This window comes from Paremcibacter congregatus, assembly GCF_006385135.1.
Taxonomy (GTDB): domain Bacteria; phylum Pseudomonadota; class Alphaproteobacteria; order Sphingomonadales; family Emcibacteraceae; genus Paremcibacter; species Paremcibacter congregatus.
In genome coordinates, this window is record NZ_CP041025.1 from 184,802 (window position 1) to 209,806 (window position 25,005).

The following is a 25,005-nucleotide window of genomic DNA, read 5'->3' on the forward strand; positions in this document are numbered from 1 at the left end:
GACTTCGAGAAGAAGATTATAAAAGGAGTAGGGCTTATGGCCATCGAGATCCATGTTCCGGTACTGGGCGAGTCAGTTACTGAAGCCACTGTCGGCAAATGGTTTAAATCCGTGGGGGATGCGGTTGCGGTCGACGAACCCATTTGTGAACTGGAAACAGACAAGGTCGCTCTGGAAGTTAATGCGACCGCCAGCGGCGCGTTGACAGAAATCAAAGTGGAAGAAGGCGATACCGTCGGTGTTGGCGCCTTGCTTGCCATTATTGATGAAACCGCCCATGGTAAGACCTCCCCGACCCCGACCACCCCGAAAGCAGACGTGGCGCCCGCTGCGGCTGCTCCTGCTGCGGCATCAGACGCGGCTCCGGCCGGTGGCGTACGGGCGTCTGCGGCGAAGATTGCCGCGGATAAAGCCGTTGATCTGAGCAAGATTGTTGGCACCGGCGCGGACGGCGTGGTGACCAAGGCGGATGTGTTGAATTATCTGGAACATGGTGCGACGGCCCCGGCTGCGGCGGCGGGATCAAACGATACCGGATCGACAGTTGTGGCGGATGCGTCCCCGCGGGAAGAGGTCGTGCCCATGACCCGTCTGCGCCGTACCATCGCCAAACGTCTGAAGGATGCCCAGAACACGGCGGCGATGCTGACCACCTATAACGAGGTCGACATGACCCAGGTGATCAAGCTGCGCAACCAGTATAAGGACATGTTCGAGAAGAAGCATGGCTCGAAACTTGGCTTTATGTCGTTCTTCGTCAAGGCTTGCGTTCAGGCTCTGAAGGAAATTCCGGAAGTGAACGCGGAAATCCGTGATGACGCCATCGTCTATAAAAATTACTACCATATCGGCGTCGCCGCCAGCACCCCGGCGGGTCTTGTGGTGCCGGTGGTCCGCGATTGTCAGGACCGCAGTTTCTCTGACGTGGAAAAAGAAATCGTTCGCCTCGGCGGCCGGGCCCGTGATGGGAAACTCGGCATGGATGAAATGCAGGGCGGCACCTTCACCATTTCCAATGGCGGCATCTTTGGTTCCCTGATGTCTTCGCCGATCCTGAACGCGCCGCAGTCCGGCATTCTGGGCATGCATGCGATCAAGGAACGCGCCATGGTCGAAAACGGTCAGGTCGTGATCAAACCGATGATGTATCTGGCGCTCAGCTATGACCACCGGGTGGTGGACGGCAAGGGCGCGGTGACCTTCCTGGTGCGGGTGAAAGAATGTCTTGAAGATCCACAGCGTCTGGTGCTCGATCTTTAAGAACGGGCCCGATCACTAAGTTTAAGCTTGAGATAAGCAAGAGGATAAAGAATGTCTGATAATTTTGATGTCGTCATCATTGGCGGAGGCCCCGGCGGTTATGTGGCTGCCATTCGCGCGGCGCAGCTGGGGTTGAATGTGGCCTGTGTGGAAATGCGCGGGGCGCCTGGCGGGACATGTCTCAATGTCGGCTGTATGCCGTCCAAGGCGTTGTTGCATGCCTCCGAGCTCTATGAAGAGGCCCATCAGGGCATGGCGCAATTCGGCATCAAAACCGGCAAGGTTTCTATCGATATCAAGGAACTGATGGCCTCGAAAGACGAGACCGTCAAGGGGCTGACCGATGGTGTGGCCTTTTTGCTGAAAAAGAACAAGGTCGAGTATATTGAAGGCCGCGGCGCCATTCCGGCCAAGGGGTCGGTCAAGGTTGATCTGAATGACGGCGGCGAACGCATGCTGACCGCAAAGAATATCATTATCGCTACCGGGTCCGATGTGGCGCAGTTGCCGGGCATTGAAATTGACGAAAAACAGGTGGTTTCCTCCACCGGCGCGCTCAGCCTGGCGAAAACCCCAAAACATCTGGTGGTGATTGGCGGCGGTGTGATCGGGCTGGAACTGGGCTCCGTCTGGAAGCGTCTCGGCGCGGAAGTGACGGTCATCGAATATATGGACCGCATCACCCCTGAAATGGATGGGGAAGTCAGCAAGACGTTTGCCCGTATCCTGAAAAAGCAGGGCTTCAAGTTCAAACTGAAATCAAAAGTCACTGCGGTCAAGAAAACCAAAACCGCGGCGATCGTAACGGTCGAGCCCGCCGCCGACGGCGACGCGGAAGAGATCAAATGTGATGTGGTTCTGGTGTCTGTTGGACGCCGGCCCTATACCACGGGTCTTGGCCTGGAAGAGGCGGGGGTCAAACTCAATGACCGCGGTCAGGTGGAAATCGACGACCATTTCCGCACCAATGTGGACGGCATTTACGCTATTGGCGACGTGGTGCGCGGCGCGATGCTGGCCCATAAAGCGGAAGACGAAGGCGTGGCCGTGGCGGAGATTATCGCGGGCTTTGCCGGTCATGTGAATTACGACGCCATTCCGGGGGTGATTTACACCATGCCGGAAGTGGCGAGCGTCGGTAAAACCGAAGAACAGCTGAAAGACGCGGGCACGGCCTATGCGGTGGGGAAATTCCCCTTTACCGCCAACAGCCGCGCCAAGGCCAACCGGCAGACGGACGGTTTCGTCAAACTGCTCAGTTGCGCCACCTCTGACAAGGTGCTTGGGGCGCATATCATTGGCGCCGATGCCGGTAATATGATCGCCGAACTGGCGCTGGCGGTGGAAAAAGGCCTGACAGCGGAAGATATCGCCTATACGTCACACGCTCATCCGACAGAAACCGAAGCCGTACGCGAAGCCGCCATGGCCACCGACGGTCGGGCGATCCATATGTAATCGTTTCGATTATGGAACAAAAAAAAGCGGTTCACTGTGGGCCGCTTTTTTTATGCGGGAGGCCTATGCTTATTTTAAACGCCGGGCTTTATATTGGGTGCTCTGGCCACTGGCGTTAAGGAAATAGCTGCCCATGGCGCCGCGCTCAATGGTTACGGTGAAGGGTAGCTTCCGGGGCAACTTGACTTTTTGTGTGTCACTTTGCAGCCATACCTGACCGCTTTCGGTGGTGATCATAAACTGCTTTGCCGGGCCAAATTTTATGCCGGTGACGGTTTGTGTGATGTGTTCACCTTCTTTTTCTTTTAAGCCGAAGGTTTGGGGTATTTTTTGGCCGCTGGATTTCGCTTCCTTCCGGGCGTTGTCTGGGGAGGCGTTCACGGCGGGGGGTGTCTTTATTTTATCGGCGACGGCATCAAAACAGGCCAGACGCGCGTCAATGGCGGTAATTGAACGGCAGGTCAGTATGTCCTGTATCGTATCCGCCTTGGCGACGCTCGCGCCTGTAGAGAGACTAAAAATTAATCCGATTATCAAGTGACGCATAATGTTGTCCTGTTCTGCTTTGTTTTTCTTTAAGCCATTTTTCAAGTCGTGTGACGTCTTCTTCCGACCAGCGCAGGCCCAGTTTGGTCCGTCGCCAGAGAATATCTTCCGCCGTTTGGGCCCATTCATGACGGCCCAGAAAGTCGGCCTCGTAATCATACAGGCCCGGCCCGATCAGATAGCCCTCTGTGGCGAGGTCTTCCACGCCTTCATCCTTCAAAGACCGGCCGGGATAGTCCTTGAACATCTGGTCCATGCGGGTGCCGTATAGACCGGCATAGCGGGCGCAGAGGTCAGGGTCGAGCCAGGGGTAGCGGTCTTGCTGGGCGGCGATGAAAGCGGTGCGGTCCTGATCCGGAAGTGCGCCGCCGGGCAAGGGGGCGCTGTCGGTCCAGGGTTCGGCCATATCGGGGAAATACGGTGCAAGTTTTTCCATCGCCTGTTCCGCCAGAAGACGAAAAGTCGTAATCTTGCCGCCAAAAATAGACAGCAGCGGCGCCCCGCCGTCTTCCCTGAGCGCGAGTACATAATCCCGGGTTACGGCGCTGGCCTCGGCCGTGGCGTCATCATACAGGGGCCGCACCCCGGCATAATGACTGACCACATCGTCTTTCGTCAGGGGGTGGCCAAGGGTCGGAGTGAAATAAAGATTGATTTGCTGACACAGATAGTCGATTTCCGCATCTGATATATGAACGTCGTCGGGGTCGCCGTCGAAGGCTTCGTCGGTGGTGCCCACCAGGGTGAAGTCTTTTTCATAGGGAATGGCGAAAATTATCCGCCCGTCGGCGATCTGCAGGATGTATGAATCATCACCGGGGAACAGGCGCTGTAGAATGATATGGCTGCCCTTGACCAGACGCAGCCGGTTATGGGCCGGCAGGGCCAGACGGTCGCAGATCACATCAGATACCCATGGGCCGGCGGCATTGACGATTGCCTTGGCGGAAACATCCATCAGGCTGTCGGTCTGGCGATCTTTAAGCCGGGCCTGCCACAAGCCGTCCTGCTGTCGGGCGGACTGGAAAATCGTCCGGGGACGTATTGTTGCGCCGAGATCCTGGGCATCGCGGGCATTCAGCACCACCAGACGGGCATCATCCACCCAACAGTCGTAATAACTGAAGGCGTCGCTAAAGTCGGCTTTAAGTGGACTGTCCTCGCCCAGTTTCACGGCCCGGGACTTGCCCAGTTTTTTTCGTCGGGTCAGGTGATCATAAAAAAACAAACCGATCCGGATCATCCATTTAGGTCTGAGGTGGGGGGCGTGAGGCAGAATGAATTTCATCGGCCAGATGATATGGGGTGCCAGACCAAGCAGCAGTTCGCGTTCTTTCAGAGCCTTGCGCACCAGGCGAAATTCATACTGTTCCAGATAGCGCAGACCGCCGTGAATGAGCTTGGTGCTTTTCGACGAGGTGCCGGACGCCAGGTCATTCTGCTCCACCAGCAGAACATTCAGCCCGCGCCCCGCCGCATCGCGGGCAATGCCGACGCCGTTAATTCCGCCGCCAATAATCAGCAGATCATAAGGAGGTTCGAGTGTGGTCATATATTATTTTGATCCCAATTCATCTTATGCTGTATAATGCACATCTGTTTCAGCCTATATTAGGGCAATAGACATTTTTCGCAATATCCAGTTGCGGTATCGCGGTGCAGTTTGGGCATGATTTCATAAGGGAGCGGTGATGACAGGCTATATTCTGGCCCTTGATCAGGGTACCACCAGCAGCCGGGCCATGATCTTTGATGACACAGGCGCCGTGGTGGCCCGGGCCCAACAGGAAATTCCCCTTTCCTATCCCCGGGATGGCTGGGTCGAGCTGGCCGGGGCGGATATTCTTTCCTCGACGTTTGATTGTGCACGGCAGGCGCTGAGCCAGATGCCGGACGGGACCCGCCCGCAGGCGTTAGGCATTACCAATCAGCGGGAAACCACATTAATATGGGATCGGGCGACCGGTGAGCCAGTCTATCCGGCGATTGTCTGGCAGGACCGCAGAACGGCGGAACAATGCCGCGAGATGGTGGCGGCGGGTCAGGAGGCGGGGGTGATGGAAAAAACCGGCCTGTTGCTCGACCCCTATTTCTCGGCGACCAAGATTTCCTGGATTCTGGATCATGTGCCGGGCGCCCGGGCGCGGGCGGCGCGGGGCGAGCTCGCCTTTGGTACGGTGGACAGTTTCCTGCTCTGGCATCTGACCGGGGGAGAGGTGCATGCCACGGACGTCACCAACGCGGCGCGTACCCTGTTGTTCAATATCCATGATCTGGCCTGGGACGAAGCGTTGCTCGACCTGTTTCGGGTGCCGGCGGAAGTGCTGCCGGAGGTTCAGGCCTGCGATCATCACTTTGGCGCTGTCAAGGCGGAACTGTTCGGTTTTACCCTGCCCATTACAGCGATGGCCGGGGACCAGCAGGCGGCCCTGGTGGGGCAGAACTGTCTGACGGCGGGGGATGTGAAATGCACCTATGGTACGGGCGGCTTTCTGATGATGAATGTCGGGTCGGAACCGGTTATGTCGCAGAACCGTCTGTTGACCACGGTGGCCTATCAGGTCAAGGGGCAGACCGCCTATGCTCTGGAAGGCAGTTTCTTTTCCGCCGGTTCCAGCATTCAATGGCTCAGGGACGGGCTGGGGGTCATTGCCCATGCGGCGGAAACCGAAGATCTGGCGCGTTCCATTGACAGTTGCAAAGGGGTGTATCTGGTGCCGGCCTTTACCGGACTTGGCGCCCCGCATTGGAACCCGGATGCGCGGGGCAGCCTGTTTGGTCTGACCCGGGACAGTGGCCGGGCCGAGATTGCGCGGGCGGCGCTGGAATCGATCGGTTATCAGACGGCGGACCTGATTGACGCGATGCAGCAGGACGCCGGGCTAGAGGTCGGACACCTGAAAGTTGACGGGGGCATGGTGGCCAATCAATGGCTGTTGCAGTTCATTGCCGATATTATAACCGTAGATGTGCACCGGCCGCGGATTACGGAGACCACTTCTGTCGGTATTGCGATACTCGCAGGGATTGGGTCCGGTATGGTTAACGCAATTAGGGATTTGTCAATATTTTGCGAGTATGATCTTCACATCACGCCGAATCGGCATGATATTGAAAAAAATATAAAGAAAAATGGTTGGAAAAAAGCCCTGAAATCAACGTGTTATTATTCCACGTAGAAAATATATAATTTTGGGTATTCTCCAATTGGGTTAAATGTTATATAAGCATAATACTATATAAAAATAATGCAAAAGTTTCATATAAGAAACATTGTACAAAATTGGCAGATTTTAACATACGGTAGAATGGGATGACCAACATCATGATAAATATGATTGATTCGGACAGACTTCAGGAATCTTCTTCTGAAGCAGCAGACTTTCTTAAAACAATGGCAAACTCGAACCGGCTGGTGATTTTAAGCCGCCTGATGGACGGTGAAATGTGCGTTGGGGATCTGGAGAAAAACCTTAATATTTCTCAATCCGCTTTGTCACAGCATCTGAGCCGCATGCGGTCTGAAGGCATGGTATCAACCCGCAGAGAAAGCCAGCAGATTTTCTATCGCATCAAAGACGAACGGGTGGCGCATTTGCTGAAGCTGACCTATGACCTCTTTTGTCGCGATGAATATGCAGAGGCCGTTTAGGCTTTCCTGAGGCTTCTTGCATCTTGAAGATGATCTTTCCCGGAATATATTCGGGGAAACGCCTTTGATGCGTTTTCTTATAAAAAACCAGCCTGGACCAGGGCTGGTTTTTCTTTTAAAGTACTGGTCTTGACACGTCAGGGTGTGTATCTACAGTTTGATAAACCTGATGGCTGTATTTTTCTTGGGGGGACATTATGTCACGCATTTCATCTTTATTTCTTTATGTAGTCTGCCTTGGTCTGACGGTATTTGCCCTGTTGGGCAGCGCCGCTCGGGCGACAGAGACAGGCGGGGCCATTTCGGCGGAGGCTTTTGGCGATTTGCCGAACTTCCGTTTGATCAAATTGTCTCCCACGGGCAAACGGGTGGCGTCACTGCAAAATTATCAGGGCGGTTATGTCCTGGTGACCCAGAGTTTTGACAAAGCGGAATCAGACGCCGTTTATGTTTCCGCCTATAAGGGTTATGAGATTGAATCAGTGCGGTGGGTCAATGATCACCGGTTGATTGTCACTGTCGGCTGGACAGAACGGGACGGCTTTCTGCGCTACCGGATGAGCCGCATCGTGGCGATGAATTGGGACAAATCAAATTCAATTCAGCTTTTGAAACGGGATTTGAAATCTCAGTTCCACAGTGATGTGATCAGTATGTTGCCGGATGATCCGGATCATATTCTGATGGGGGTGGATCGCAGTAAAACAAACTATCCTGATGTGTATAAGGTCAATGTCAATACTGGCAGTATGAAACGTCAGGTGCGCAGCAGAGCGTCGGTGCGGGACTGGTGGGCCGACGGTAAGGGCGTGGTGCGCATGGGCATGGGCATGTATAAACTGCGCAACCGCCTGATTTTCCGCAATAGCGCGGACGACAGTTGGCGAACCCTGGCGAAATATGATGTCATCAAGGATGACGTCCCCTTCACCATGGCCGGTTTCACAGAAGTTCCTCATGTTATTTATGTTTCAAAACTGGATGAGAAGGGCCGCAAGGCTTTTTATCGGTATGATACGGAACAGGAAGAATTTCTCGAGAAGATCGCGGGTCATGATACGGTTGATGTTTCGGAATTGATCATCAATGATAAAGGCGGTCTTGACGGGTACCGGTATCTGGATGAAATGCCTCATACGGTATACAGGAACAGTCTGTATAAAGCCCTACAGAAAATGTTGAAGAAAAACTTCCCCTACAAGCAGGTCCAGATGGTCAGTAAAAGCCGGGATGAAAAGAAATTCATCATCAAGGTTATGGCGCCTGACCTGCCGGGTGACCTCTATTTCCTTAATCTGGAGACCAAAGAACTGTATAAGTTTAATGAAACCCATGCGATGCTGGCGAGCAGCAAATTGTCTCCTATGGAGATGATTAGCTATACGGCCCGGGACGGGCTGGCTATTTCCGGGTATCTGTCCCTGCCCCGGGGTGTCGACCGGGAAACGGCGAAAAATATTCCCATGGTGATCCTGCCCCACGGCGGCCCGTTCGCCCGGGACAGTTATGGGTTTGATTATTGGGTGCAGTTTCTTACCACTCGCGGGTACGGTGTCTTGCAGATGAATTATCGTGGATCAGAAGGCTATGGCACGGTATTCGAGGCCCTCGGCCACCATGAATGGGGCCGCAAGATGCTCGAAGACATTAATGACGGCACCAAATGGGCGATTGAGCAGGGCTTCGCCGATGCGGACCGCATTTGCATTATGGGCGGCAGTTATGGTGGTTATGCGGCATTGCAGGCGGTGGTCAAGGACCCGACGCTATATAAATGCTCCGTCGCCTTTGCCGCGGTGACTGATGTGAGCCGTATGATGCAGGATGACCGGCATTTTCTTGATTATCGTCGTTGGCAGTATTATATCCGCAATGATGATCTGGGTTTTGCTGATATTTCACCGATCAATCATGTGGATAAACTGAATGTTCCGATCCTGCTGGTTCACGGCACTGAAGACGTGCGGGTGCGTTACGACCACAGTAAAGCAATGGCCCAGAAACTGAAACGGGCGCGTAAGTCCTTCAAATTTGTCACTTTGAAAGATGGTGACCATCATCTCAGCAATCAGAAAGACCGCATCAAATTCCTGCAGGAAGTGGAAAAATTCCTCGCGAAAAACCTATGAGGCTGGAACCATCATCAGCAGTCTCACCCACATGGCGAGGATAATCAGATGGCCGATGATAAAGGCGCCCAGACGGTGTAATACATGATTATAGGTGGTGTGGATCAGCGCATGGATCAGTCGCATGACAAAAAAGCTCCAGGCCAGATAGATGAAAACCGTATCGCTGAGGTTCAGCACCAAAATCGTCAGACAAACGGCGTAGAATAGCACCGGCAGTTCAAACAGGTTGCTCCAGTGCCGGGTCGGTTTCTGCATATAGCTCGGCGGTGTGTCGTCGGTGAATTCACGAAGGTAGCGGGCTTTGACGTCTCCCTGTCGGTAGGCCTTGATGCGGGTGGCGAGCACCAGCCCCGCATAGAGTAATGTGAAAATCGCAAGTAATCCCATGGGATAAATAAGTTGCATTGACCTAACCCTTCCTGTTGAATTTTTTTTCAGTTTAGCAAAAAATGCGCATTTGGCTAATTTTATTTGGTAAATGACGATCGGCAAGATAGGCTCAAGACTCCTGTCTGTTTTTGACTTTAGTTCGCGATCACAAGAGGCCCGCACCCTATGACGACATTCACCTGCCAGAAACATCTGTTCGATATCCCTGTCGACGTGACCTATCTCAACGCGGCCTATATGGGCCCGATTATGACCGAGGCGGCAGAGGCCGGGCAGGCGGCGGTCGCCGTGAAACGCCGCCCCTGGGTGATGGGGGTGGATGACTTCTTTGACCCCCATGATCGGGCGTGTTCTCTCATGGCCGACATGATCGGCGCGGCGCGATCAGATATGGCGGTGGTGCCGGCGGTGTCCTACGGTATCGCCCTGGCGGCGAAAAACCTGCCGGTGGCGGCGGGGCAGAAAATTCTCGTACTGGCGGAACAGTTCCCCGCCAATGTCTATGCCTGGCAGGACGTCGCCCGCAAGGCCCAGGCCGAGCTGGTGACCATTTCCCGGCCCGCCGACGGCGACTGGACGGGGGCGCTTTGTGACGCCCTTGATGAGAAAGTGGCGATCGTCGCCTGCGCCGCGGCCCACTGGACCGATGGCGGGCGGGTTGATCTGGTGCGGGTCGGGGCGGCCTGTCGCGCACAGGGGGCGGCGTTGGTGCTTGATCTCACTCAGTCTCTGGGCGTCGTGCCCTTTTCGGTGCAAGAGGTTGACCCTGACTTTATGGTGGCGGCCGCCTATAAATGGTTGCTGGGGCCGTACAGTTATGGCTTCGTTTATGTCGCTCCGCGGCATCACGGCGGGGTGCCGCTGGAAGAGGCCTGGATTTCCCGCAAGGGGTCGCGCAATTTTGCCCGTCTGGTGGATTATCAGCCGGCCTATGAGCCTGGCGCCGGGCGTTTTAATGTCGGAGAACGCAGCAATTTCATGCTGACACCGATTGTCATTTCGGCTTTGGAACGATTAAACGGATGGGGGGCGGCGGCAATCGCCACTTACCTGGAAGGCCTGACCGATGATATCGCCGTCGGGGCGCAGGCGCTTGGCCTGGGGGTGGCGGACAAGGCCCAGCGTTCGCCGCATCTGATCGGTCTGAATTTCAAGGGCGGGGTTCCGGCGGGCCTGGCGGAACATCTGACAGCGCAAAAGATCTACGTCAGTTTCCGCGGTGACAGCATGCGGGTCTCGCCGCATATCTATAATGACGCTTCGGATGGGGTCCGCCTGCTCGAGGCGCTGGGAGAGTTTCTGTGATCAAAGGGTTGTTTGGCGGGAAGAAGAACAGCACCTCGGTGGAAATCGAGCGGAAGTTTCTCCTGACCCGTTTGCCGGAGGCCAAGCCTGAGCGCCGCCATCATATTCGTCAGGGTTATATCGCCCGCAACGGCGGCACGGTGGTCCGGGTGCGGCAAAAGGATGACAGCTATATTCTATCGGTGAAAACCCCGAGCAAAGGCATAGGTCGTTACGAGATCGAAAAGACTTTGACCGCTGATGAAGCCGAGGTTCTGTTTGCCGCCTGCAGTGAGCCGCAGATCGAAAAAACCCGAGAAATTTACCACCACGGGGGGCATATCTGGGAAGTGGATATTTTTGACGGGGCCAATAAAGGCCTAATCGTTGCGGAAGTGGAACTAAAGTCAGAGACGGAAGACATCACCCTGCCGCCGTGGATCGGGCCGGAAGTCACGGGACTTCAGAAATTCTATAACGCCCATATCGCCCAGAACCCCTTCAAGAGCTGGGGTGTGAGCTACGCCGATCTGGTGCAACGGCTGCAGGGCTAGAAGGGTATCGGATATATATAGTATATGTATAGAACCTGTATAACTATACATATACTTGCTATTTTTCAATATGTATAGTATAAGTATATTTTATACATAAGTATATATATTGGATTTATAACTATATGGAAAAATTCATAAAAATAGAAAAGCCAAATCATACAGAGTATGATTTTTCAACTTTGGTCGACAATTTATATCAGTCAAAAGGTTTTTCAGGGCTTATGGAGAAGGTTCATTCTCCGGAATATCTTTATTGGTCCAAAATCAAACGAAAAGACTGGCTACCGGAGGAGATGGAGGCAGAAGAATTTTGGGCGCATGTGAAAGCTTACCGACAGATAAATTTCAACGATACGCCAATTTTGGATGATGGTGATTTAATCTTCCGCTGGTTTCACCTGTCCCGTTACGCGCCATTCCTGCATGAAATTGACCTTCATATGGGCGGGCATTTGATGGGGCAAAATCATATTACAGATAATGAGAAACTGGAATATGTATCGCGGGGGCTGATGGAGGAAGCGATAGCCTCATCGCAACTGGAGGGGGCGCATACCACCCGGGTTGTGGCCAAAAAAATGCTGATTGAAGGCCGGGCGCCGCAGGATAAAGCGGAACATATGATCCTGAACAACTACAAGACAATGAAAGCCATCGAGCAGGAATTTTGCAAAAAAGACTTAAGTCTGGATATGCTTAATGAATTGCATGTCATGATCACACAGAATACTTTACCCAAAGATGCGCAAGGGGTTTTTCGGACGGATGAGGATAAGATTGTCATCAGCCCAAAGGGGGATGATCAGATCACGTATATTTGCCCCAAAATTGCTTTTGTGGAACAGGAACTGCCCAGACTGATCGCATTCGCCAATGACCAGGACCTGTCTGATTTTATACATCCGGTGATCAAGGCCATTATGCTGCATTTCTGGTTGGCGATCCTGCATCCCTATATGGATGGTAATGGCCGGTTGGCGCGGGTGCTTTTTTATTGGTATCTGTTAAAGCATGACTATTGGGCTTTTGCCTATCTGCCAATTTCGGAAATGATCAAGAAATCGCCAGGGCAATATTCACAGGCCTATGTCTATAGCGAGCAGGATGATAACGACCTGACCTATTTCATTGATTATAATATCCGCAAGATCAAGCAGGCCAGAGACACTTTCTCCCAATATATCGCGCGCAAGAAAAAGGACAAAGAGGTCGAAAACCAGATTGTCCGGTCGCACCATGATTTTAATAAACGCCAGTTGAAACTTCTGGTGCATTTTTATCAAAATCCCGGTGAAAGAACCAATGTTTCCGCCCAGAGTAAAATACATCAGGTGACCAGAGTGCCAGCGGCTCAGGATTTGAAAAAATTGCAGACATCAGGGTATTTGACGTCGCAGAAACAGGGAAAGCTAGTTTATTATTATCCGACAGCTAAAGTGAAAGACCTGTTTCGAGAGGATACGGCCTTAAAGACTTAGAAAGGCCTGCTGGAATGTGGGATCCTGACCCGTCTCTGCGGCTGATCTGGCGGCCTGCTCACTCATCTCTTCTTCCAGGCGCTCCTTGACCTTTTGTTCGATGATGTCGCTGATGCGTTTCTGGACTTCCGCCTCCAGACTTGCATAATCATCCTCGGTCAGTCCCATGGAACTCAATACCTGCGCCCGGACCTCGGCTTCGATCTTCTCGCGGTATTTTTCCTGGGCCCATTCACGGATGCCTTTGGTCATGATTTCATCAACCAGCTTGTTCTGCGCGTCTTTTTCCGCTTGTCGATGTTCCTCCAGGCTTTGGGCACCAGCCGCGGACAAGGTGATCTGATCGCGAATGATCCGTCCGCCATCGTGGCCCGGAATGCTGTCCGATGTTTTGTCGCGGTGGGCTGGTTGGCTGGAAATCTGGCCGAGAATAGTGGCCGCGCCGGCCCGAATGGAGTCACTGATCATGTCCCGCTCCTTTTGCAGAAAGAAAATATAGTTTTCTTAGAGCAAGGAGCATGCCAATTGGCACAGCACGCGAGGTGGAGGGTTTTTGCGTTGGTTCTTAAAAGGCTCGGCAGAAAGTTCGCGCAAAAATTGCCGGGGGGAATTTTTCTCAACATCATCCTGTCTATCAATGGTATGTTGTGAAAAAGAACATAACAAGGGTGAGATGATGACGAAATTATTCCTCGTGATAACATTATGTATGACGTTTGGCGCGACAGGGGTTGTCGCCGCAGACCGGGACAGCGCGCACGGCAAAAAGGCGCTGGAGATATACCGCAAGGTGATTTCCATCCCGACGGTCGCAGGGCGGGGCAAGGTGCCGGAGATGGTCGACTATCTGGTTAGTGAATTGCACCAGGCGGGCTTTACCGATCAGGATATTGAAATTCTGCCAAAAGGAGAGACCGCGGCCCTCGTGGTGCGCTACCGCGGCGACGGCTCTTCCGGCAAGGACCCTATTTTACTGCTTGCGCATATGGATGTGGTCGAAGCCGATCCAAAGGATTGGCAGCGGCCGCCGTTTGAGCTGACCCAGGATGAAACCTACTTTTATGGCCGCGGCACGGTGGATAACAAGCTTGGGGTGACCCAGCTGATTTCAACCTTCATTCGCCTGAAAAAAGCAGGCTTCACCCCGAACCGGGATCTGGTGATTGCTTTGACCGGGGACGAGGAAACCGGCATGACGACGACCCGGATGCTGGCCTATGAACGCGCCGATCTGACCCGGGCGGAATTCGCCCTCAATACAGACGCGGGTGGCGGGGAACTGCGCGCCGACGGAAAACCGGTGGTCTATCTTGTGCAAGTGGCGGAAAAAACCTATGCGACGTTCGAACTGACGGTGACGAATCCGGGCGGGCACAGCTCGCGGCCAAGGCCGGACAATGCGATTTATGATCTGGCGGAGGCGATCCGTAAAGTTCAGGCGGTGCATTTTCCCGTGAGGTATACAGACATGACCCGTGACTATTTCCGCACCACAGGCGGGAAACTCGGCGGCGAGCTCGGCGCGGCGATGATCAGATTCGCGGATCATCCGGAAGACAAGACAGCGACAGATCGGCTGGAGGTCGAATCCTCTTATGTGGGCACGACCCGCACCACTTGTGTGCCGACGATGCTGCACGGGGGACACGCGGAAAATGCCCTGCCTCAGTCGGCGACGGTGACGGTCAATTGCCGGATCTTCCCCGGCGTGTCGGTGGCGGCGGTGCAAAAGACCCTGCAGGACGCCATTGCCAATGACGCGGTGACGTTCAAGGTGTTGGATAATCCGACCGTGAGTCCGATTTCAGAATTGCGCCCCGATGTCCTGGCGGCGCTTGAAACTGTAGTCCAGGACCGCTATCCCGGGATCGATATTATAGCCTTCATGGAATCCGGCGGCACCGACGGCATGCATTACCGGGCGGCGGGCATTCCGACGGTGGCGATTTCCAGCGCCTTCATGAATCCGGACGAGATGTTCGCGCATGGTCTGAATGAACGCCTGCCGATCAAGACTTTTTATGACGGGCTGGATCACTGGACAGACATTCTGAAAGCCTTGTCCATGTCACAGCAGTAAATCACCTGAATTTTGGATATTTGGCCGGGCGGGCATTCTGCCCGGCCTTTATTTTACCTTGAGAACTTCATAGGCGGCGCTGACCTGCTGAAATTTGATTGCCGCATCGCTGTCCCCGAGATTGGTGTCGGGATGATAGAGCTTGGCCATACGGCGATAGGCGGTTTTAACCTCGGCGGCCGTGGCGTCCTCCTCCAGATCAAGAATATCAAGTGCGTCGCTGCGCCGCCGGTCTTTGCCGTAGGTTTCTTCCCCCATGTCATAGGCGCCACTGGAGGCATAACCCCGGGCGGTGCGCATGTCTTCCTGGGCGCGTTTGAAGGCCTCATCTTTGCTCAGGCCTTCGAAATAGTTCCAGTTCTTGTTGAATTCGGTGATGTGAAATTCGCAGAATTGCCATTTGTCGCGGCTGTCAGGGGATTTGGGGGCGGGAAATTCACCTTTGTTGTCGCAGCCATCATGATCACACATCCTGACCTGAATAGGGTCCCGCTCGGATTCATAGCCGTTCCAGCGGGGAAAGGTGGATGCTTTTGATCTTCTCATAGGGTACAACTTCATTTACAAATGGAATTTAAATTGGGCGATAGTATAACGAATAGCCGGGATGATATCCAAGGGAATTCACAGAAAAACCACGGAAAATGCCTCAGATGTCGACACATAGGTCAGAAAATATTCTCCTGAGAGGGGGAGAGGCAGCGGATGCCCGCCAAATTGCAGAATTGATCAACATCGCGTCGCGTGGCATTGAATTGCATGACTGGCAGGCGGAACTGACCCTGGCGATGGTGGCCGACGGCCAGAACGGAATTGATGTGGGCGCGGCCAAAGTTTTGGCGTCAGAGGGCTATAATCATTACAGTCGGGTGCGGGTCGCGGACTGCGACGGGCGGGTGGCGGCCATGTGTCTCAATCATATTCTGGTGAAAAAAACCGCCGCCGAACTGGACAGTTTGGCGCCGATGCGCCGGGTTTATGCCGATCTCAAGCAACATGAGCCGGGCAGTTTTTATATCGACAGTCTGGCGTGTTTTCCGGCGTATCGCGGTCGGGGACTGGGGAAGCTTTTGATCGAAGATGCTTTCGAGGAGGCGCAGGCCGTGGCCTGTGACCGGATCAGTCTGTTGGCTTTTGAACAGAATGCCGGTGCCATGCGGTTATACCAGCACATGGGGTTTGAGGTTTTATATAGATTGCCGGCGGTTGAGAGTGAAGAAATCCCTTACGGGGGCGATGTGGTTCTGATGAGCCGGGACGTGCCTTAAGCAGCTGTGAAATATAAATTTTGCCTTCTCAATTTGGCCTTAGTTGGTGCCTAATAAATGATAAGAGGGGGAAAAACTTATCATTAAGAAAAAATCATGCTAATCTTGCCGCGCAAGATTTGGAACAGAGGATAAGAGACTAAATGGCTTCAAAAATTATGCTTGTGGATGACGATCAGAACATTCTGACGTCGGTCAGTATGGCGGTGGAATCCGAAGGGTTTGACGTGGTCACTTATAATGACGGTGCGGCGGCCCTGGAAGGTTTGGCTAAGGATTTACCGGATCTGGCGGTATTTGACATCAAGATGCCGCGCATGGACGGTATGGAGCTGTTGCGCCGGGTGCGGGAAAAACACGATTTTCCCGTTATCTTCCTGACCTCCAAAGATGATGAAATTGATGAAATGCTCGGGTTGAAGATGGGGGCGGATGATTACATCAAGAAGCCTTTTTCCCAGCGGTTGCTGATCGAGCGCATTAAAACCATCCTGCGTCGGGTGGATGCGGTGCAGAAAAGCAAAACCGACGGTGAAGATGAAGACGGCGTGTTGATCCGGGGACGTCTGAAACTGGACCCGGTGCGGCATGTTTGTGAATGGGGCGGGCAGGATGTGAAGCTGACGGTGACGGAATTTCTGATTCTTGAAGCCCTGAGCCACCGGCCCGGCCATGTGAAAAGTCGCGATCAACTGATGGATATTGCCTATAATGACGATGTTTATGTCGATGATCGCACCATAGACAGCCACATCAAACGGCTGCGCAAGAAGTTTCGTAATGTGGACCCGGATTTTGACGGCATTGAAACCCTGTATGGCGTCGGTTATCGCTATACGGAAAGTTAAGCCGCAGGCGGTTCCATGGTAGAAACGGCGTCTCCCGCTGCAGAAAATGATGTGCGCAATGTGAAACTGTTGCGCAACCCGCGGCGGATGTCGCCCCTGACGTTTCGCATTCTGATGGTTAATCTGATTGCGCTGGGATTTCTGGCGGGTGGCATTCTCTATATTGACCAATATCAGACCACCATGGTTCAGTCGCGCATTTCATCGATGATCAAGGATGCGGAGGTAATGGCCGGGGCATTGGGTGAGGCGGCGACGGTGACCAACGAAGAAACCGAACTGCGGCTTGAGCCCGCCCGGCAAATCATGGTTCGTATTGTCGGCGTTACCAATACCCGCACCCGGTTGTTCGGGCTTGACGGCCGCCGTCTGCTCGACAGTCGCGATCTGGAAATTGGCCAGTCCGTGGTGATTGACGAATTGCCCCTTAATGAAGGCTGGAGCGCCTTTTGGGACGGGGTCTCGAACCGCATAAGCCAGCTGCTCGACAATTTACACCGTCGCGATGATCTGGAACAATATCACGAAGTCAAGGGCGAGGTCGCGGATCATTACCCCGAAGTGGTCAGCGCCCTGGAAGGCCAGATTGGGTATCGCATGCGGCACCTGTCCGACCAGGCGGAAGTCATTACGGTCGCGGTGCCGGTGCAACGGTTTCGCCGGGTCCTGGGCGCCTTGATGTTGTCGGCCGATACCCGTGATATTATCGAATCGGTTCAGCAAACCAGGCTTACGTTTCTCAAGTTTTTCGGGGTGGTGCTGCTGGTGACCCTGCTGCTGTCTTTCTTCCTCGCCCGGACCATTGTGCGGCCCATTTTGCGGCTGGCGCGGTCGGCGGACAGAATCAGCGCCGGCACTCATACCGGGGCGGATATTCCCGACTATTCCGGCCGTAATGACGAGGTGGGTGATCTGTCCCGTTCGCTAAAAGACATGACCCTGACTCTGGCGCGACAGATTGACGCCGTCGCCAATTTCGCCGCCGATGTGTCCCATGAACTGAAGAATCCCCTGACCTCCCTGCGCAGTGCGGTGGAGACCTTTTCCTATGCCAAGGATGATGCGGCCAAAGAAAAACTTCTGGGCATCATCGCCCATGATGTGGAACGTCTTGATCGTCTGATCACAGATATCGCCAATGTATCCCGTCTTGATGCGGAAATGTCGCGCAGCCAAATGAAGCCGGTCAATCTGAGCCATCTGTTGACCACGATTATCGATCTGTATGATTCGTCACAAAGCGACCAGATTCCGGACCTGCATCTGGAGGTGGCCTCCCCTAAAGGAGGCGATAAGACGGACCGGGCCTATGAGGTCAGCGGTCTTGAAGGGCAGCTGGGCCAGGTGTTCCGTAACCTGATCGATAACGCGATTTCTTTTTCGAAACCCGATGGCCATATCTGGGTCCGGTTGAGCCATCAGCGCAATATGGTGCAGTTGGTGGTCGAGGATGAAGGTCGCGGCATTCCTGAAGACAAGCTTGAAGATATCTTTGAACGGTTCTATTCCGAGCGACCCAAGGCGGAAGCCTTTGGACGTCATTCTGGCCTGGGGCTGAGCATCTGCAAACAGATCGTCGAAGCCCACGGCGGGGCGATTATCGCCGAAAACCGCCGCAAGGTGAAAGGCGCCCGCTTTATCGTTCAGCTCCGTCCCTGGGCGCAGGGCAACGGCGCATCGGAGAGAGGATCATGACCCTGCTGCATGCCACCGGAGTGGTCTTTGAAGGTAAAGGCGTGATCCTGAGAGGACCGTCGGGGGTCGGCAAATCTGATCTGGCCCTGCGTCTGATGGCGCGCGGTGGCGAACTGGTCGGGGATGACTATCTCGAGATCAGCTGCCCGGACCGGGGGGCTTATGCGGGACGGCCGGTGATGCGGGGTCCGCAGACTATTGCCGGAAAAATTGAAGTCCGGGCCGTGGGTGTTCTGTCGGTACCGATTCGTCTTGAAGCGCCGGTAGATATGGTGTTCAACCTGACGCCGCCGACGACGGCGTCGGCCCTTGAGCGATTGCCGGAAGAGGAGAGCTATCTCCTTGAAGGAATTGAGGTTCCCTGCCTCGATTTTAACGGTCTGGAGGCGTCGGCACCGGAAAAACTGTCGGCGGCCCTGAAGATTTTCACGTAAAAATAAAATCCCCCATAAACAGGACGTTCGATGTCTTCGTCGCAGACACGGAGAATTTATCGCAGAGCGGTTGACTCCAGAGTGTTTTTAGATTTAGCTGATCAGGCTCATTTTTGGACATATGCTGGGGGTGAGCCAGGATCAGGGAGCACAATATGACGCAGACCGCAGCCTCAGAGAAAAAAAGGCTGAAATTATATCTGATTACCGGCTTGTCCGGGGCGGGGAAATCCTCGGCCCTGAAGGTGTTGGAAGACCTGGGGTATGAGGCGATTGATAATCTGCCGGTGACCCTTCTGCCCAATGTGGTTGATCTGGTGCTGTCGGATGGCAAGCAAGATAGCCGTCCGGCACTGGCCATCGGTATCGACGCCCGCACCCGCAATTTTCAACCGGATAAAATCCTGGAAAGCCTGGCGACCTTGCGCGCCCGTGATGACATCACCGTCAAGATTCTGTTCTTTGACAGCAGCAACGAGACGCTGGCCAAACGATTTACCGAAACCCGCCGCAAACATCCCATGGCCCAGGACCGGCAGGTGACGGACGGCATTATCCGCGAACGCCGGATGATGGATATCATTCGCGCCGAAGCCGATTTCCTCTTTGATACCAGCGGTGTCGGCATTCAAGAGCTGCGCCAGACCCTGAGCCATCAGTTTGAACGGGAACATGGGGGGGAACTGAGCATCATGATAAGCTCTTTCGCCTACCCCAAGGGGTTGCCGCGGGATGCGGATCTGGTGTTTGATGTGCGGTTCTTGCAGAACCCGCATTATGTAGCGGATCTGAAGGCCCTGACTGGTCTGGATCCGGCGGTGCAGGACTATGTGGCGGCCGATCCCCGGTTCGAGACTTTCTGGACGAAAATAAGTGACTTGATCTTTTTCTTGTTGCCTGAGTATAAGGAAGAAGGAAAATCTTATTTAAAGATTGCCTTTGGCTGCACGGGAGGGCGTCATCGTTCCGTTACGCTGGCGGAGAAAATGGCGCAGTCGCTGAATAAAAATGGGTATAAAGCGAATCTCTATCATCGCGAATTAATGATAAAAGAGTAACGTCGGGATTCGGCGTATGGATAGGAAGAGAGATACAATATGATTGGTATGGTCGTGGTAACACATGGACGTCTGGCCGAAGAGTTTGTTTCTGCAATGGAACATGTGGTCGGTCCGCAAAAAGCAGTGCGCTCGGTTTGTATTGGCCCCGACGATGACATGGAACAACGGCGCCAGGATATTCTGAATGCGGTCAAGGAGGTCGATCAGGGGGCGGGGGTGATCCTGCTGACCGATATGTTTGGTGGTACGCCGTCCAATCTCGCCATATCCATTATGGAAAATGCCAATGTCGAGGTTATCGCAGGCATAAATCTGCCGATGCTGATCAAACTCGCCAGTGTCAGAATGGTCTGCAGCATGGAAGAGGCAATCAATGCGGCGCAGGATTCAGGCCGTAAATATATCAATGTCGCGTCTCATGTCCTGTCTGGAGATAATCCATGACAGGATCGGGCGCGGGCCCGAGCCCGAGTACACGATCGCCAGACGCTGATTTCCTGGAAACCCGTGATGTCGTAATCCGCAACAAACGGGGTCTGCATGCCCGGGCGTCGGCCAAGTTTGTCGGCGTTGCCGGACAATATGATACGGAAGTTCTTGTTTCCAAGGACGGTACGGAAGTTGTGGGAACCTCTATCATGGGATTGATGATGCTGGCTGCGGCAACCGGCGATACGGTGACCCTGAAAGCCGAAGGACCGTTGGCCCATTCGGTCCTTGATGCTCTGGAAAAACTGATCACGGATAAATTCGGTGAAGACTAGGTTCCTGAACTGATTGTGCGGCGCGTTAAATTATAACTATTAATATCAATATAACAATATAAAGATTTCTTTATGCTTGTGCGGAGGGGATTCTGCTGTTATAAGCGGGCCGTAATATTATTCTTCTTGAGACAGGAACCTTGTTCATGAGCGACTTCACCGATTATAAAATTGCCGATATTTCCCTGGCTGACTGGGGCCGGAAAGAAACCACCATTGCGGAAACGGAAATGCCGGGCCTGATGGCGCTGCGTGAGGAATTCGGGAAAAGTCAGCCTTTGAAGGGCGCGCGCATTGCCGGTTGTCTGCATATGACCATCCAGACCGCCGTTCTGATGGAAACCCTGATTGCTCTGGGCGCGGAAATCCGCTGGTCGAGCTGTAACATCTTCTCCACCCAGGATCAGGCCGCCGCCGCCATGGCCGCCGCCGGTATTCCGGTCTTTGCCTGGAAGGGCCTGACCGAGGAAGAGTTCCTCTGGTGTATCCGGGAAACCATCGTTGGTCCGGATGGCTGGCGTCCGAACATGATTCTGGATGATGGCGGTGATTTGACCGCGATGATCTATGAGGACTTCCCGGAACTTCTCGAAGATATTCGCGGGATTTCAGAAGAAACCACCACCGGGGTGCTGCGTCTTTATCAAATGGAAAAAGAGGGCAAGCTGACCGTTCCGGCGATTAACGTCAATGACAGCGTCACCAAGTCCAAATTCGACAATCTTTATGGCTGTCGTGAAAGCCTGGTTGACGGCATCAAGCGCGCCACCGATGTTATGGTCGCCGGCAAGATCGCCGTCATCGGCGGTTACGGCGATGTTGGCAAAGGCTCCGCGGCCAGCCTGCGCAACCAGGGCGCCCGGGTGTTGATCACTGAAATCGATCCGATCTGTGCGCTTCAGGCCGCGATGGAAGGTTATCAGGTTGTGACCATGGAAGAAGCCGCGAAAGTCGGCGACATCTTCGTCACGACAACCGGCAACAAGGATATCATCACCATTGATCACATGCGGGAAATGAAAGACCGCGCAATTGTATGTAACATTGGTCATTTTGATTCCGAGATACAGATCGCTGCCCTGGAAAATTATACGTGGGAAGAGGTTAAGCCACAGGTTGACGAAGTTGTCTTCCCGGATGGCAAGCGTCTTATCGTGCTGGCCAAGGGCCGTCTGGTTAATCTCGGCTGTGCCACCGGCCACCCAAGCTTTGTGATGAGCGCCTCTTTCACCAACCAGGTGATGGCGCAGATCGAGCTGTGGCATAATGCAGCTAACTACGAGAATAAAGTTTACGTCCTGCCGAAACATCTGGACGAAAAAGTTGCCATGTTGCATCTGGACAAACTCGGCGTCAAGCTGACCAAATTGTCCCAGGAACAGGCGGATTATATCAATGTGCCGGTGGATGGACCGTTCAAGCCGGATCATTACCGCTACTAGAATTTGACGTCTGTATCCCAGACCCGAAATATTCCAAGGCCCGGCCGTCATCCGACGTTCGGGCCTTTTGCTTTTTCGCAGAGAGAACGGGCTTCCTTTTTTGGTGTGATCGGTTATGATTGGCGCTATAAAAAAATTTGTGGAAGGGTTTATGGCGAGGCGCGCTTTGACATCACCGAAAGGCACTTTGGTGGCGATACTTCTGTGGGGCATTCTGTTGTCGGGGACAAGCCGGAAGGCTGCTGCTGCGCCGACGTCATCGGCACCGCTGACGCAGGACCCTGTGCTGCTGATGGCGATGTTCAGTGGCCTGACCCTGTGCCTGGTTCTGTGGATGCTGTGGGACCGGATGCGGGTGAAGCGGCGGCTGGATGAGGCGGAAAAACAAAACGCGCTGCAGGCCCTGTCGCTGAAATCCCGCCGCGGGGTTTCCCTGGTCTGGGATGAACAGGGGCATCTGACATCCTTCACCGAAGTGAAGCGCTGGTTTGGCGTGACCGATGAAAACGCCGGTCTGGACTGTCTGCGTTCAGAGACCGTCGGGTTGTCGGATCAACAATATGACGCGCTGATGGGGCATATCACCCGGTTGCTGGATTATGGGGAAAGCTTTCGCAAGCTGCTTTATCTGGCGGCGACAAAGCGCCACATCGTCGTCAAGGGGGAAACCCTGACCGTGGGAGCGGCGCTTGAGGGGTCTATCGTCTGGTTTCGTGACGCAACCCTGGAAGAAAATATCGCCAATCAGAAAGAAAAAGAAACCAAACGTATCCGCAGCCGTCTGGCCTTTCTGGAAAGCACCAGCGATCTGGTGCGTTTTCCCATGTGGATGCGCGATCCGGACCTGAATCTGTCGTGGGTTAATGCCGCCTATGTCGATGCGGTGGACGGGGAAACAGTTGATCAGGTGATTGCCGAGGGTCTGGAACTGGCGACGAGTTCCATTGGCAAAACGGTGCGCGACATTGCGATGATTTCCCGGGATGTCAACAAGAACTATAATGAGAAGCATTTTGTGGTTATTCGCGGTGAACGCCGGGCGGTGGATATCCATAACATTCCGGTGCGGCGGGAAGGCCGCCTGATGGGCAGTCTGGGGTATGCGCTTGATATAACCGAACTGGAAAAGGCCAAGGGAGAACTGATCCATCATACGGAATCCCATTCGGAAACCCTGAACAAGCTGTCGACGGCGGTGGCGATTTTCACCTCGGGCAAACGTCTGGAATATTACAACAGCGCCTTCAGTCGGTTGTGGCAGTTGCCGGAAAACCTGTTGTTCAGTCATCCGCATCATGGCGAGGTTCTGGAAGCCATGCGTGATGCGCGCCGTCTGCCGGAACAGGCCAATTTTCCGGCATGGAAAGCGGCGCAGATGGAAGCCTATACCCAGCTTCTTGAACCGGTTGAGGAAATGTGGCATTTGCCGGACAATACCTCTCTCCGGGTGGTGACGCAGCCACACCCCTTGGGCGGGTTGCTGATTTTTTATGAAGATGTGACCGACCATTTTGCGCTGGAACGGTCCTATAACACCCTGTTCGCGGTTCAGCGGGAAAGCCTGAACAACCTTCATGAAGGCGTGGCGGTGTTTGGCGTTGACGGATGTTTGCAGCTCTATAACCAGGCCTTTGCCGATATTTGGAAATTGCCGCGTAAATTGCTGGATGACAATCCTCATACCATGGATGTGATGGATGCCTGCGCCCGTAATTTTGGCAATACGCCGCAGATTGACGAGCTAAACAACCTGATTGTCGGCGGTGAGGTGAAGAAGGAAATTTCTTCTGGTCAAATCCGCCGGCGCGACAGCAGTGTATTGGACTATTCGGCGGTGCCATTGCCGGACGGGGCCATGTTGACGACCTTCATTGATGTGTCGGACAGCATCGCCATCGAAACGGCGCTTCGGGAACGCAACCAGGCGCTGGAGGAAACCGACAAGATCAAGACAGACTTCTTGGCCCATATGTCCTACGAATTGCGCACGCCGCTGAACAGTATTATCGGTTTCTCGGAATTGCTCGGCAAGGAATATCAGGGCCCGCTGAATGATGTGCAGCATGAATATATGAATAATATCCTGTCGGCGTCCGGGCAGTTGCTTGAACTGATCAATGATATTCTTGACCTGTCAGTGATTGAGGCTGGGGGCCTGACCCTGGATGTGGGCGAGTTTACTCTGCCTTCCGTTATGGATCAGATTGTCGGCCAGATGCAGGAGCGCATCAAGGCCAAGGACATTGAAATGGTGGTCGATTGTGAAGGCGATCTCAAGCCGGTCTGGGGGGATGCCAAACGAATTCATCATGTGATTTATAACCTGTTGAGTAATGCGGTAAAATTCACCCCGTCCCTGGGAACCGTAACGGTCAAAGTGGAACAGATGGACGAAAATTACAGAATTATGGTCCGGGATACCGGTGTCGGCATCAAACCGGACGAGGTGAATAAGATATTTGAGAAATTCTACACGGGTTCCAATGTCCCCAATGAGCAGGGGGCCGGGCTGGGGCTGTCGCTGGTGAAGAGTTTTGTTGAATTGCATGGTGGCACGGTGGGGGTCGAATCGAGCCTGAATGTCGGCACCACGATCACGCTGGAATTGCCCCGGCGGATCGGCATGACCGCCCAGGTGAGCCTGGTTGGTGAATGA

23 protein-coding genes are annotated in these 25,005 nt (G+C 53.8%); 18 read left to right on the plus strand and 5 right to left on the minus strand.

Annotation, left to right across the window (positions count from 1 at the left end; genetic code table 11):
- Positions 1-36: 36 nt before the first annotated feature.
- On the plus strand, positions 37-1,260 hold the full coding sequence (odhB, locus tag FIV45_RS00860) for a 2-oxoglutarate dehydrogenase complex dihydrolipoyllysine-residue succinyltransferase (protein ID WP_099474438.1): 1,224 nt from the start codon (positions 37-39) through the stop codon (positions 1,258-1,260).
- A 51-nt stretch (positions 1,261-1,311) separates the two neighbouring features.
- Positions 1,312-2,718 carry a dihydrolipoyl dehydrogenase gene (gene lpdA, locus FIV45_RS00865; protein WP_099474436.1) on the plus strand — a complete coding sequence of 469 codons (1,407 nt, stop codon included), beginning with the start codon at positions 1,312-1,314 and terminating at the stop codon, positions 2,716-2,718.
- A 69-nt stretch (positions 2,719-2,787) separates the two neighbouring features.
- Here the strand turns inward: lpdA and FIV45_RS00870 are convergent, their stop codons facing one another.
- The gene (locus tag FIV45_RS00870; protein WP_099474434.1) at positions 2,788-3,264 is read right to left on the minus strand and encodes a hypothetical protein; all 477 of its coding nucleotides are present in this window, start codon (positions 3,262-3,264) and stop codon (positions 2,788-2,790) included.
- Entirely contained in the window at positions 3,233-4,816 is a 1,584-nt protein-coding gene (glpD, locus tag FIV45_RS00875) for a glycerol-3-phosphate dehydrogenase (protein ID WP_099474431.1), read from the minus strand. The genes FIV45_RS00870 and glpD overlap by 32 nt, the downstream gene beginning before the upstream one ends.
- Before the next feature lie 139 nt (positions 4,817-4,955).
- On the opposite strand from glpD, the gene glpK reads away from it, so the two are divergent.
- The 3 genes from glpK to FIV45_RS00890 all read left to right on the plus strand — a co-directional run bounded on the left by glpK (position 4,956) and on the right by FIV45_RS00890 (position 9,045).
- A complete protein-coding gene (glpK, locus tag FIV45_RS00880; RefSeq protein ID WP_099474429.1) occupies positions 4,956-6,443 on the plus strand; it encodes a glycerol kinase GlpK in 1,488 nt (495 codons plus the stop codon).
- 146 nt (positions 6,444-6,589) lie between these two features.
- Positions 6,590-6,916: an ArsR/SmtB family transcription factor gene (locus tag FIV45_RS00885; RefSeq protein WP_204602306.1), complete on the plus strand. Its 327-nt coding sequence runs from the start codon at positions 6,590-6,592 to the stop codon at positions 6,914-6,916.
- 197 nt (positions 6,917-7,113) lie between these two features.
- On the plus strand, positions 7,114-9,045 hold the full coding sequence (locus FIV45_RS00890) for an alpha/beta hydrolase family protein (RefSeq protein WP_099474427.1): 1,932 nt from the start codon (positions 7,114-7,116) through the stop codon (positions 9,043-9,045).
- On the opposite strand, the gene FIV45_RS00895 is transcribed toward FIV45_RS00890, so the two are convergent.
- Positions 9,040-9,453, minus strand: coding sequence for an MAPEG family protein (locus FIV45_RS00895; protein WP_165777066.1), 414 nt, complete (start codon positions 9,451-9,453; stop codon positions 9,040-9,042). The two genes, FIV45_RS00890 and FIV45_RS00895, sit on opposite strands and share 6 nt — an antisense overlap.
- A 150-nt stretch (positions 9,454-9,603) precedes the next feature.
- Here FIV45_RS00895 and FIV45_RS00900 point away from each other — a divergent pair, with 150 nt between their 5' ends.
- The 3 genes from FIV45_RS00900 (at position 9,604) to FIV45_RS00910 (ending at position 12,757) form a co-directional block, all read left to right on the plus strand.
- Positions 9,604-10,743 (plus strand): aminotransferase class V-fold PLP-dependent enzyme, encoded by a 1,140-nt coding sequence (locus FIV45_RS00900; protein WP_099474423.1) that lies wholly within the window; start codon positions 9,604-9,606, stop codon positions 10,741-10,743.
- The gene (locus FIV45_RS00905; RefSeq protein WP_099474420.1) at positions 10,740-11,276 is read left to right on the plus strand and encodes a CYTH domain-containing protein; all 537 of its coding nucleotides are present in this window, start codon (positions 10,740-10,742) and stop codon (positions 11,274-11,276) included. The genes FIV45_RS00900 and FIV45_RS00905 overlap by 4 nt, the downstream gene beginning before the upstream one ends.
- Positions 11,277-11,500: 224 nt before the next feature.
- Positions 11,501-12,757 carry a Fic family protein gene (locus FIV45_RS00910; RefSeq protein WP_165777065.1) on the plus strand — a complete coding sequence of 419 codons (1,257 nt, stop codon included), beginning with the start codon at positions 11,501-11,503 and terminating at the stop codon, positions 12,755-12,757.
- On the opposite strand, the gene FIV45_RS00915 is transcribed toward FIV45_RS00910, so the two are convergent.
- The gene (locus tag FIV45_RS00915; RefSeq protein ID WP_099474416.1) at positions 12,746-13,225 is read right to left on the minus strand and encodes a hypothetical protein; all 480 of its coding nucleotides are present in this window, start codon (positions 13,223-13,225) and stop codon (positions 12,746-12,748) included. The two genes, FIV45_RS00910 and FIV45_RS00915, sit on opposite strands and share 12 nt — an antisense overlap.
- A 208-nt stretch (positions 13,226-13,433) precedes the next feature.
- Here FIV45_RS00915 and FIV45_RS00920 point away from each other — a divergent pair, with 208 nt between their 5' ends.
- The gene (locus tag FIV45_RS00920) at positions 13,434-14,837 is read left to right on the plus strand and encodes a M20/M25/M40 family metallo-hydrolase (RefSeq protein WP_204602304.1); all 1,404 of its coding nucleotides are present in this window, start codon (positions 13,434-13,436) and stop codon (positions 14,835-14,837) included.
- 48 nt (positions 14,838-14,885) lie between these two features.
- Here FIV45_RS00920 and FIV45_RS00925 read toward each other — a convergent pair whose 3' ends face one another.
- Entirely contained in the window at positions 14,886-15,383 is a 498-nt protein-coding gene (locus tag FIV45_RS00925; RefSeq protein WP_099474414.1) for a J domain-containing protein, read from the minus strand.
- A gap of 107 nt (positions 15,384-15,490) precedes the next feature.
- Between FIV45_RS00925 and FIV45_RS00930 the strand changes: the two genes are divergently transcribed.
- The 9 genes from FIV45_RS00930 to FIV45_RS00970 all read left to right on the plus strand — a co-directional run bounded on the left by FIV45_RS00930 (position 15,491) and on the right by FIV45_RS00970 (position 25,005).
- Positions 15,491-16,105, plus strand: a complete 615-nt coding sequence (locus FIV45_RS00930) for a GNAT family N-acetyltransferase (RefSeq protein WP_165777064.1) — start codon at positions 15,491-15,493, stop codon at positions 16,103-16,105.
- A 143-nt stretch (positions 16,106-16,248) separates the two neighbouring features.
- Positions 16,249-16,953 carry a response regulator transcription factor gene (locus FIV45_RS00935; protein ID WP_099474409.1) on the plus strand — a complete coding sequence of 235 codons (705 nt, stop codon included), beginning with the start codon at positions 16,249-16,251 and terminating at the stop codon, positions 16,951-16,953.
- A 15-nt stretch (positions 16,954-16,968) separates the two neighbouring features.
- Positions 16,969-18,648 carry a stimulus-sensing domain-containing protein gene (locus FIV45_RS00940; RefSeq protein WP_099474406.1) on the plus strand — a complete coding sequence of 560 codons (1,680 nt, stop codon included), beginning with the start codon at positions 16,969-16,971 and terminating at the stop codon, positions 18,646-18,648.
- On the plus strand, positions 18,645-19,082 hold the full coding sequence (locus FIV45_RS00945; RefSeq protein WP_099474404.1) for an HPr kinase/phosphorylase: 438 nt from the start codon (positions 18,645-18,647) through the stop codon (positions 19,080-19,082). The genes FIV45_RS00940 and FIV45_RS00945 overlap by 4 nt, the downstream gene beginning before the upstream one ends.
- Before the next feature lie 155 nt (positions 19,083-19,237).
- Positions 19,238-20,140: an RNase adapter RapZ gene (gene rapZ, locus FIV45_RS00950; protein WP_099474401.1), complete on the plus strand. Its 903-nt coding sequence runs from the start codon at positions 19,238-19,240 to the stop codon at positions 20,138-20,140.
- 39 nt (positions 20,141-20,179) lie between these two features.
- Positions 20,180-20,587: a PTS sugar transporter subunit IIA gene (locus FIV45_RS00955; RefSeq protein ID WP_099474398.1), complete on the plus strand. Its 408-nt coding sequence runs from the start codon at positions 20,180-20,182 to the stop codon at positions 20,585-20,587.
- Positions 20,584-20,907: an HPr family phosphocarrier protein gene (locus tag FIV45_RS00960; RefSeq protein ID WP_099474395.1), complete on the plus strand. Its 324-nt coding sequence runs from the start codon at positions 20,584-20,586 to the stop codon at positions 20,905-20,907. Before FIV45_RS00955 ends, FIV45_RS00960 begins: the two co-directional genes overlap by 4 nt.
- Before the next feature lie 146 nt (positions 20,908-21,053).
- Positions 21,054-22,349 (plus strand): adenosylhomocysteinase, encoded by a 1,296-nt coding sequence (ahcY, locus tag FIV45_RS00965; protein WP_099474393.1) that lies wholly within the window; start codon positions 21,054-21,056, stop codon positions 22,347-22,349.
- A gap of 151 nt (positions 22,350-22,500) precedes the next feature.
- Entirely contained in the window at positions 22,501-25,005 is a 2,505-nt protein-coding gene (locus FIV45_RS00970) for a PAS domain-containing sensor histidine kinase (protein WP_165777063.1), read from the plus strand.

What these genes read in the sequence shown, in the direction of transcription:
- odhB (WP_099474438.1), top strand. Translation starts at nt 37, where the DNA reads ATGGCCATCGAGATCCATGTTCCGGTACTGGGCGAGTCAGTTACTGAA.
- lpdA (WP_099474436.1), top strand. Translation starts at nt 1,312, where the DNA reads ATGTCTGATAATTTTGATGTCGTCATCATTGGCGGAGGCCCCGGCGGT.
- FIV45_RS00870 (WP_099474434.1), bottom strand. Translation starts at nt 3,264, where the DNA reads ATGCGTCACTTGATAATCGGATTAATTTTTAGTCTCTCTACAGGCGCG.
- glpD (WP_099474431.1), bottom strand. Translation starts at nt 4,816, where the DNA reads ATGACCACACTCGAACCTCCTTATGATCTGCTGATTATTGGCGGCGGA.
- glpK (WP_099474429.1), top strand. Translation starts at nt 4,956, where the DNA reads ATGACAGGCTATATTCTGGCCCTTGATCAGGGTACCACCAGCAGCCGG.
- FIV45_RS00885 (WP_204602306.1), top strand. Translation starts at nt 6,590, where the DNA reads ATGATAAATATGATTGATTCGGACAGACTTCAGGAATCTTCTTCTGAA.
- FIV45_RS00890 (WP_099474427.1), top strand. Translation starts at nt 7,114, where the DNA reads ATGTCACGCATTTCATCTTTATTTCTTTATGTAGTCTGCCTTGGTCTG.
- FIV45_RS00895 (WP_165777066.1), bottom strand. Translation starts at nt 9,453, where the DNA reads ATGCAACTTATTTATCCCATGGGATTACTTGCGATTTTCACATTACTC.
- FIV45_RS00900 (WP_099474423.1), top strand. Translation starts at nt 9,604, where the DNA reads ATGACGACATTCACCTGCCAGAAACATCTGTTCGATATCCCTGTCGAC.
- FIV45_RS00910 (WP_165777065.1), top strand. Translation starts at nt 11,501, where the DNA reads ATGGAGAAGGTTCATTCTCCGGAATATCTTTATTGGTCCAAAATCAAA.
- FIV45_RS00915 (WP_099474416.1), bottom strand. Translation starts at nt 13,225, where the DNA reads ATGATCAGTGACTCCATTCGGGCCGGCGCGGCCACTATTCTCGGCCAG.
- FIV45_RS00920 (WP_204602304.1), top strand. Translation starts at nt 13,434, where the DNA reads ATGACGAAATTATTCCTCGTGATAACATTATGTATGACGTTTGGCGCG.
- FIV45_RS00925 (WP_099474414.1), bottom strand. Translation starts at nt 15,383, where the DNA reads ATGAGAAGATCAAAAGCATCCACCTTTCCCCGCTGGAACGGCTATGAA.
- FIV45_RS00930 (WP_165777064.1), top strand. Translation starts at nt 15,491, where the DNA reads ATGTCGACACATAGGTCAGAAAATATTCTCCTGAGAGGGGGAGAGGCA.
- FIV45_RS00935 (WP_099474409.1), top strand. Translation starts at nt 16,249, where the DNA reads ATGGCTTCAAAAATTATGCTTGTGGATGACGATCAGAACATTCTGACG.
- FIV45_RS00940 (WP_099474406.1), top strand. Translation starts at nt 16,969, where the DNA reads ATGGTAGAAACGGCGTCTCCCGCTGCAGAAAATGATGTGCGCAATGTG.
- FIV45_RS00945 (WP_099474404.1), top strand. Translation starts at nt 18,645, where the DNA reads ATGACCCTGCTGCATGCCACCGGAGTGGTCTTTGAAGGTAAAGGCGTG.
- rapZ (WP_099474401.1), top strand. Translation starts at nt 19,238, where the DNA reads ATGACGCAGACCGCAGCCTCAGAGAAAAAAAGGCTGAAATTATATCTG.
- FIV45_RS00955 (WP_099474398.1), top strand. Translation starts at nt 20,180, where the DNA reads ATGATTGGTATGGTCGTGGTAACACATGGACGTCTGGCCGAAGAGTTT.
- FIV45_RS00960 (WP_099474395.1), top strand. Translation starts at nt 20,584, where the DNA reads ATGACAGGATCGGGCGCGGGCCCGAGCCCGAGTACACGATCGCCAGAC.
- ahcY (WP_099474393.1), top strand. Translation starts at nt 21,054, where the DNA reads ATGAGCGACTTCACCGATTATAAAATTGCCGATATTTCCCTGGCTGAC.
- FIV45_RS00970 (WP_165777063.1), top strand. Translation starts at nt 22,501, where the DNA reads ATGGCGAGGCGCGCTTTGACATCACCGAAAGGCACTTTGGTGGCGATA.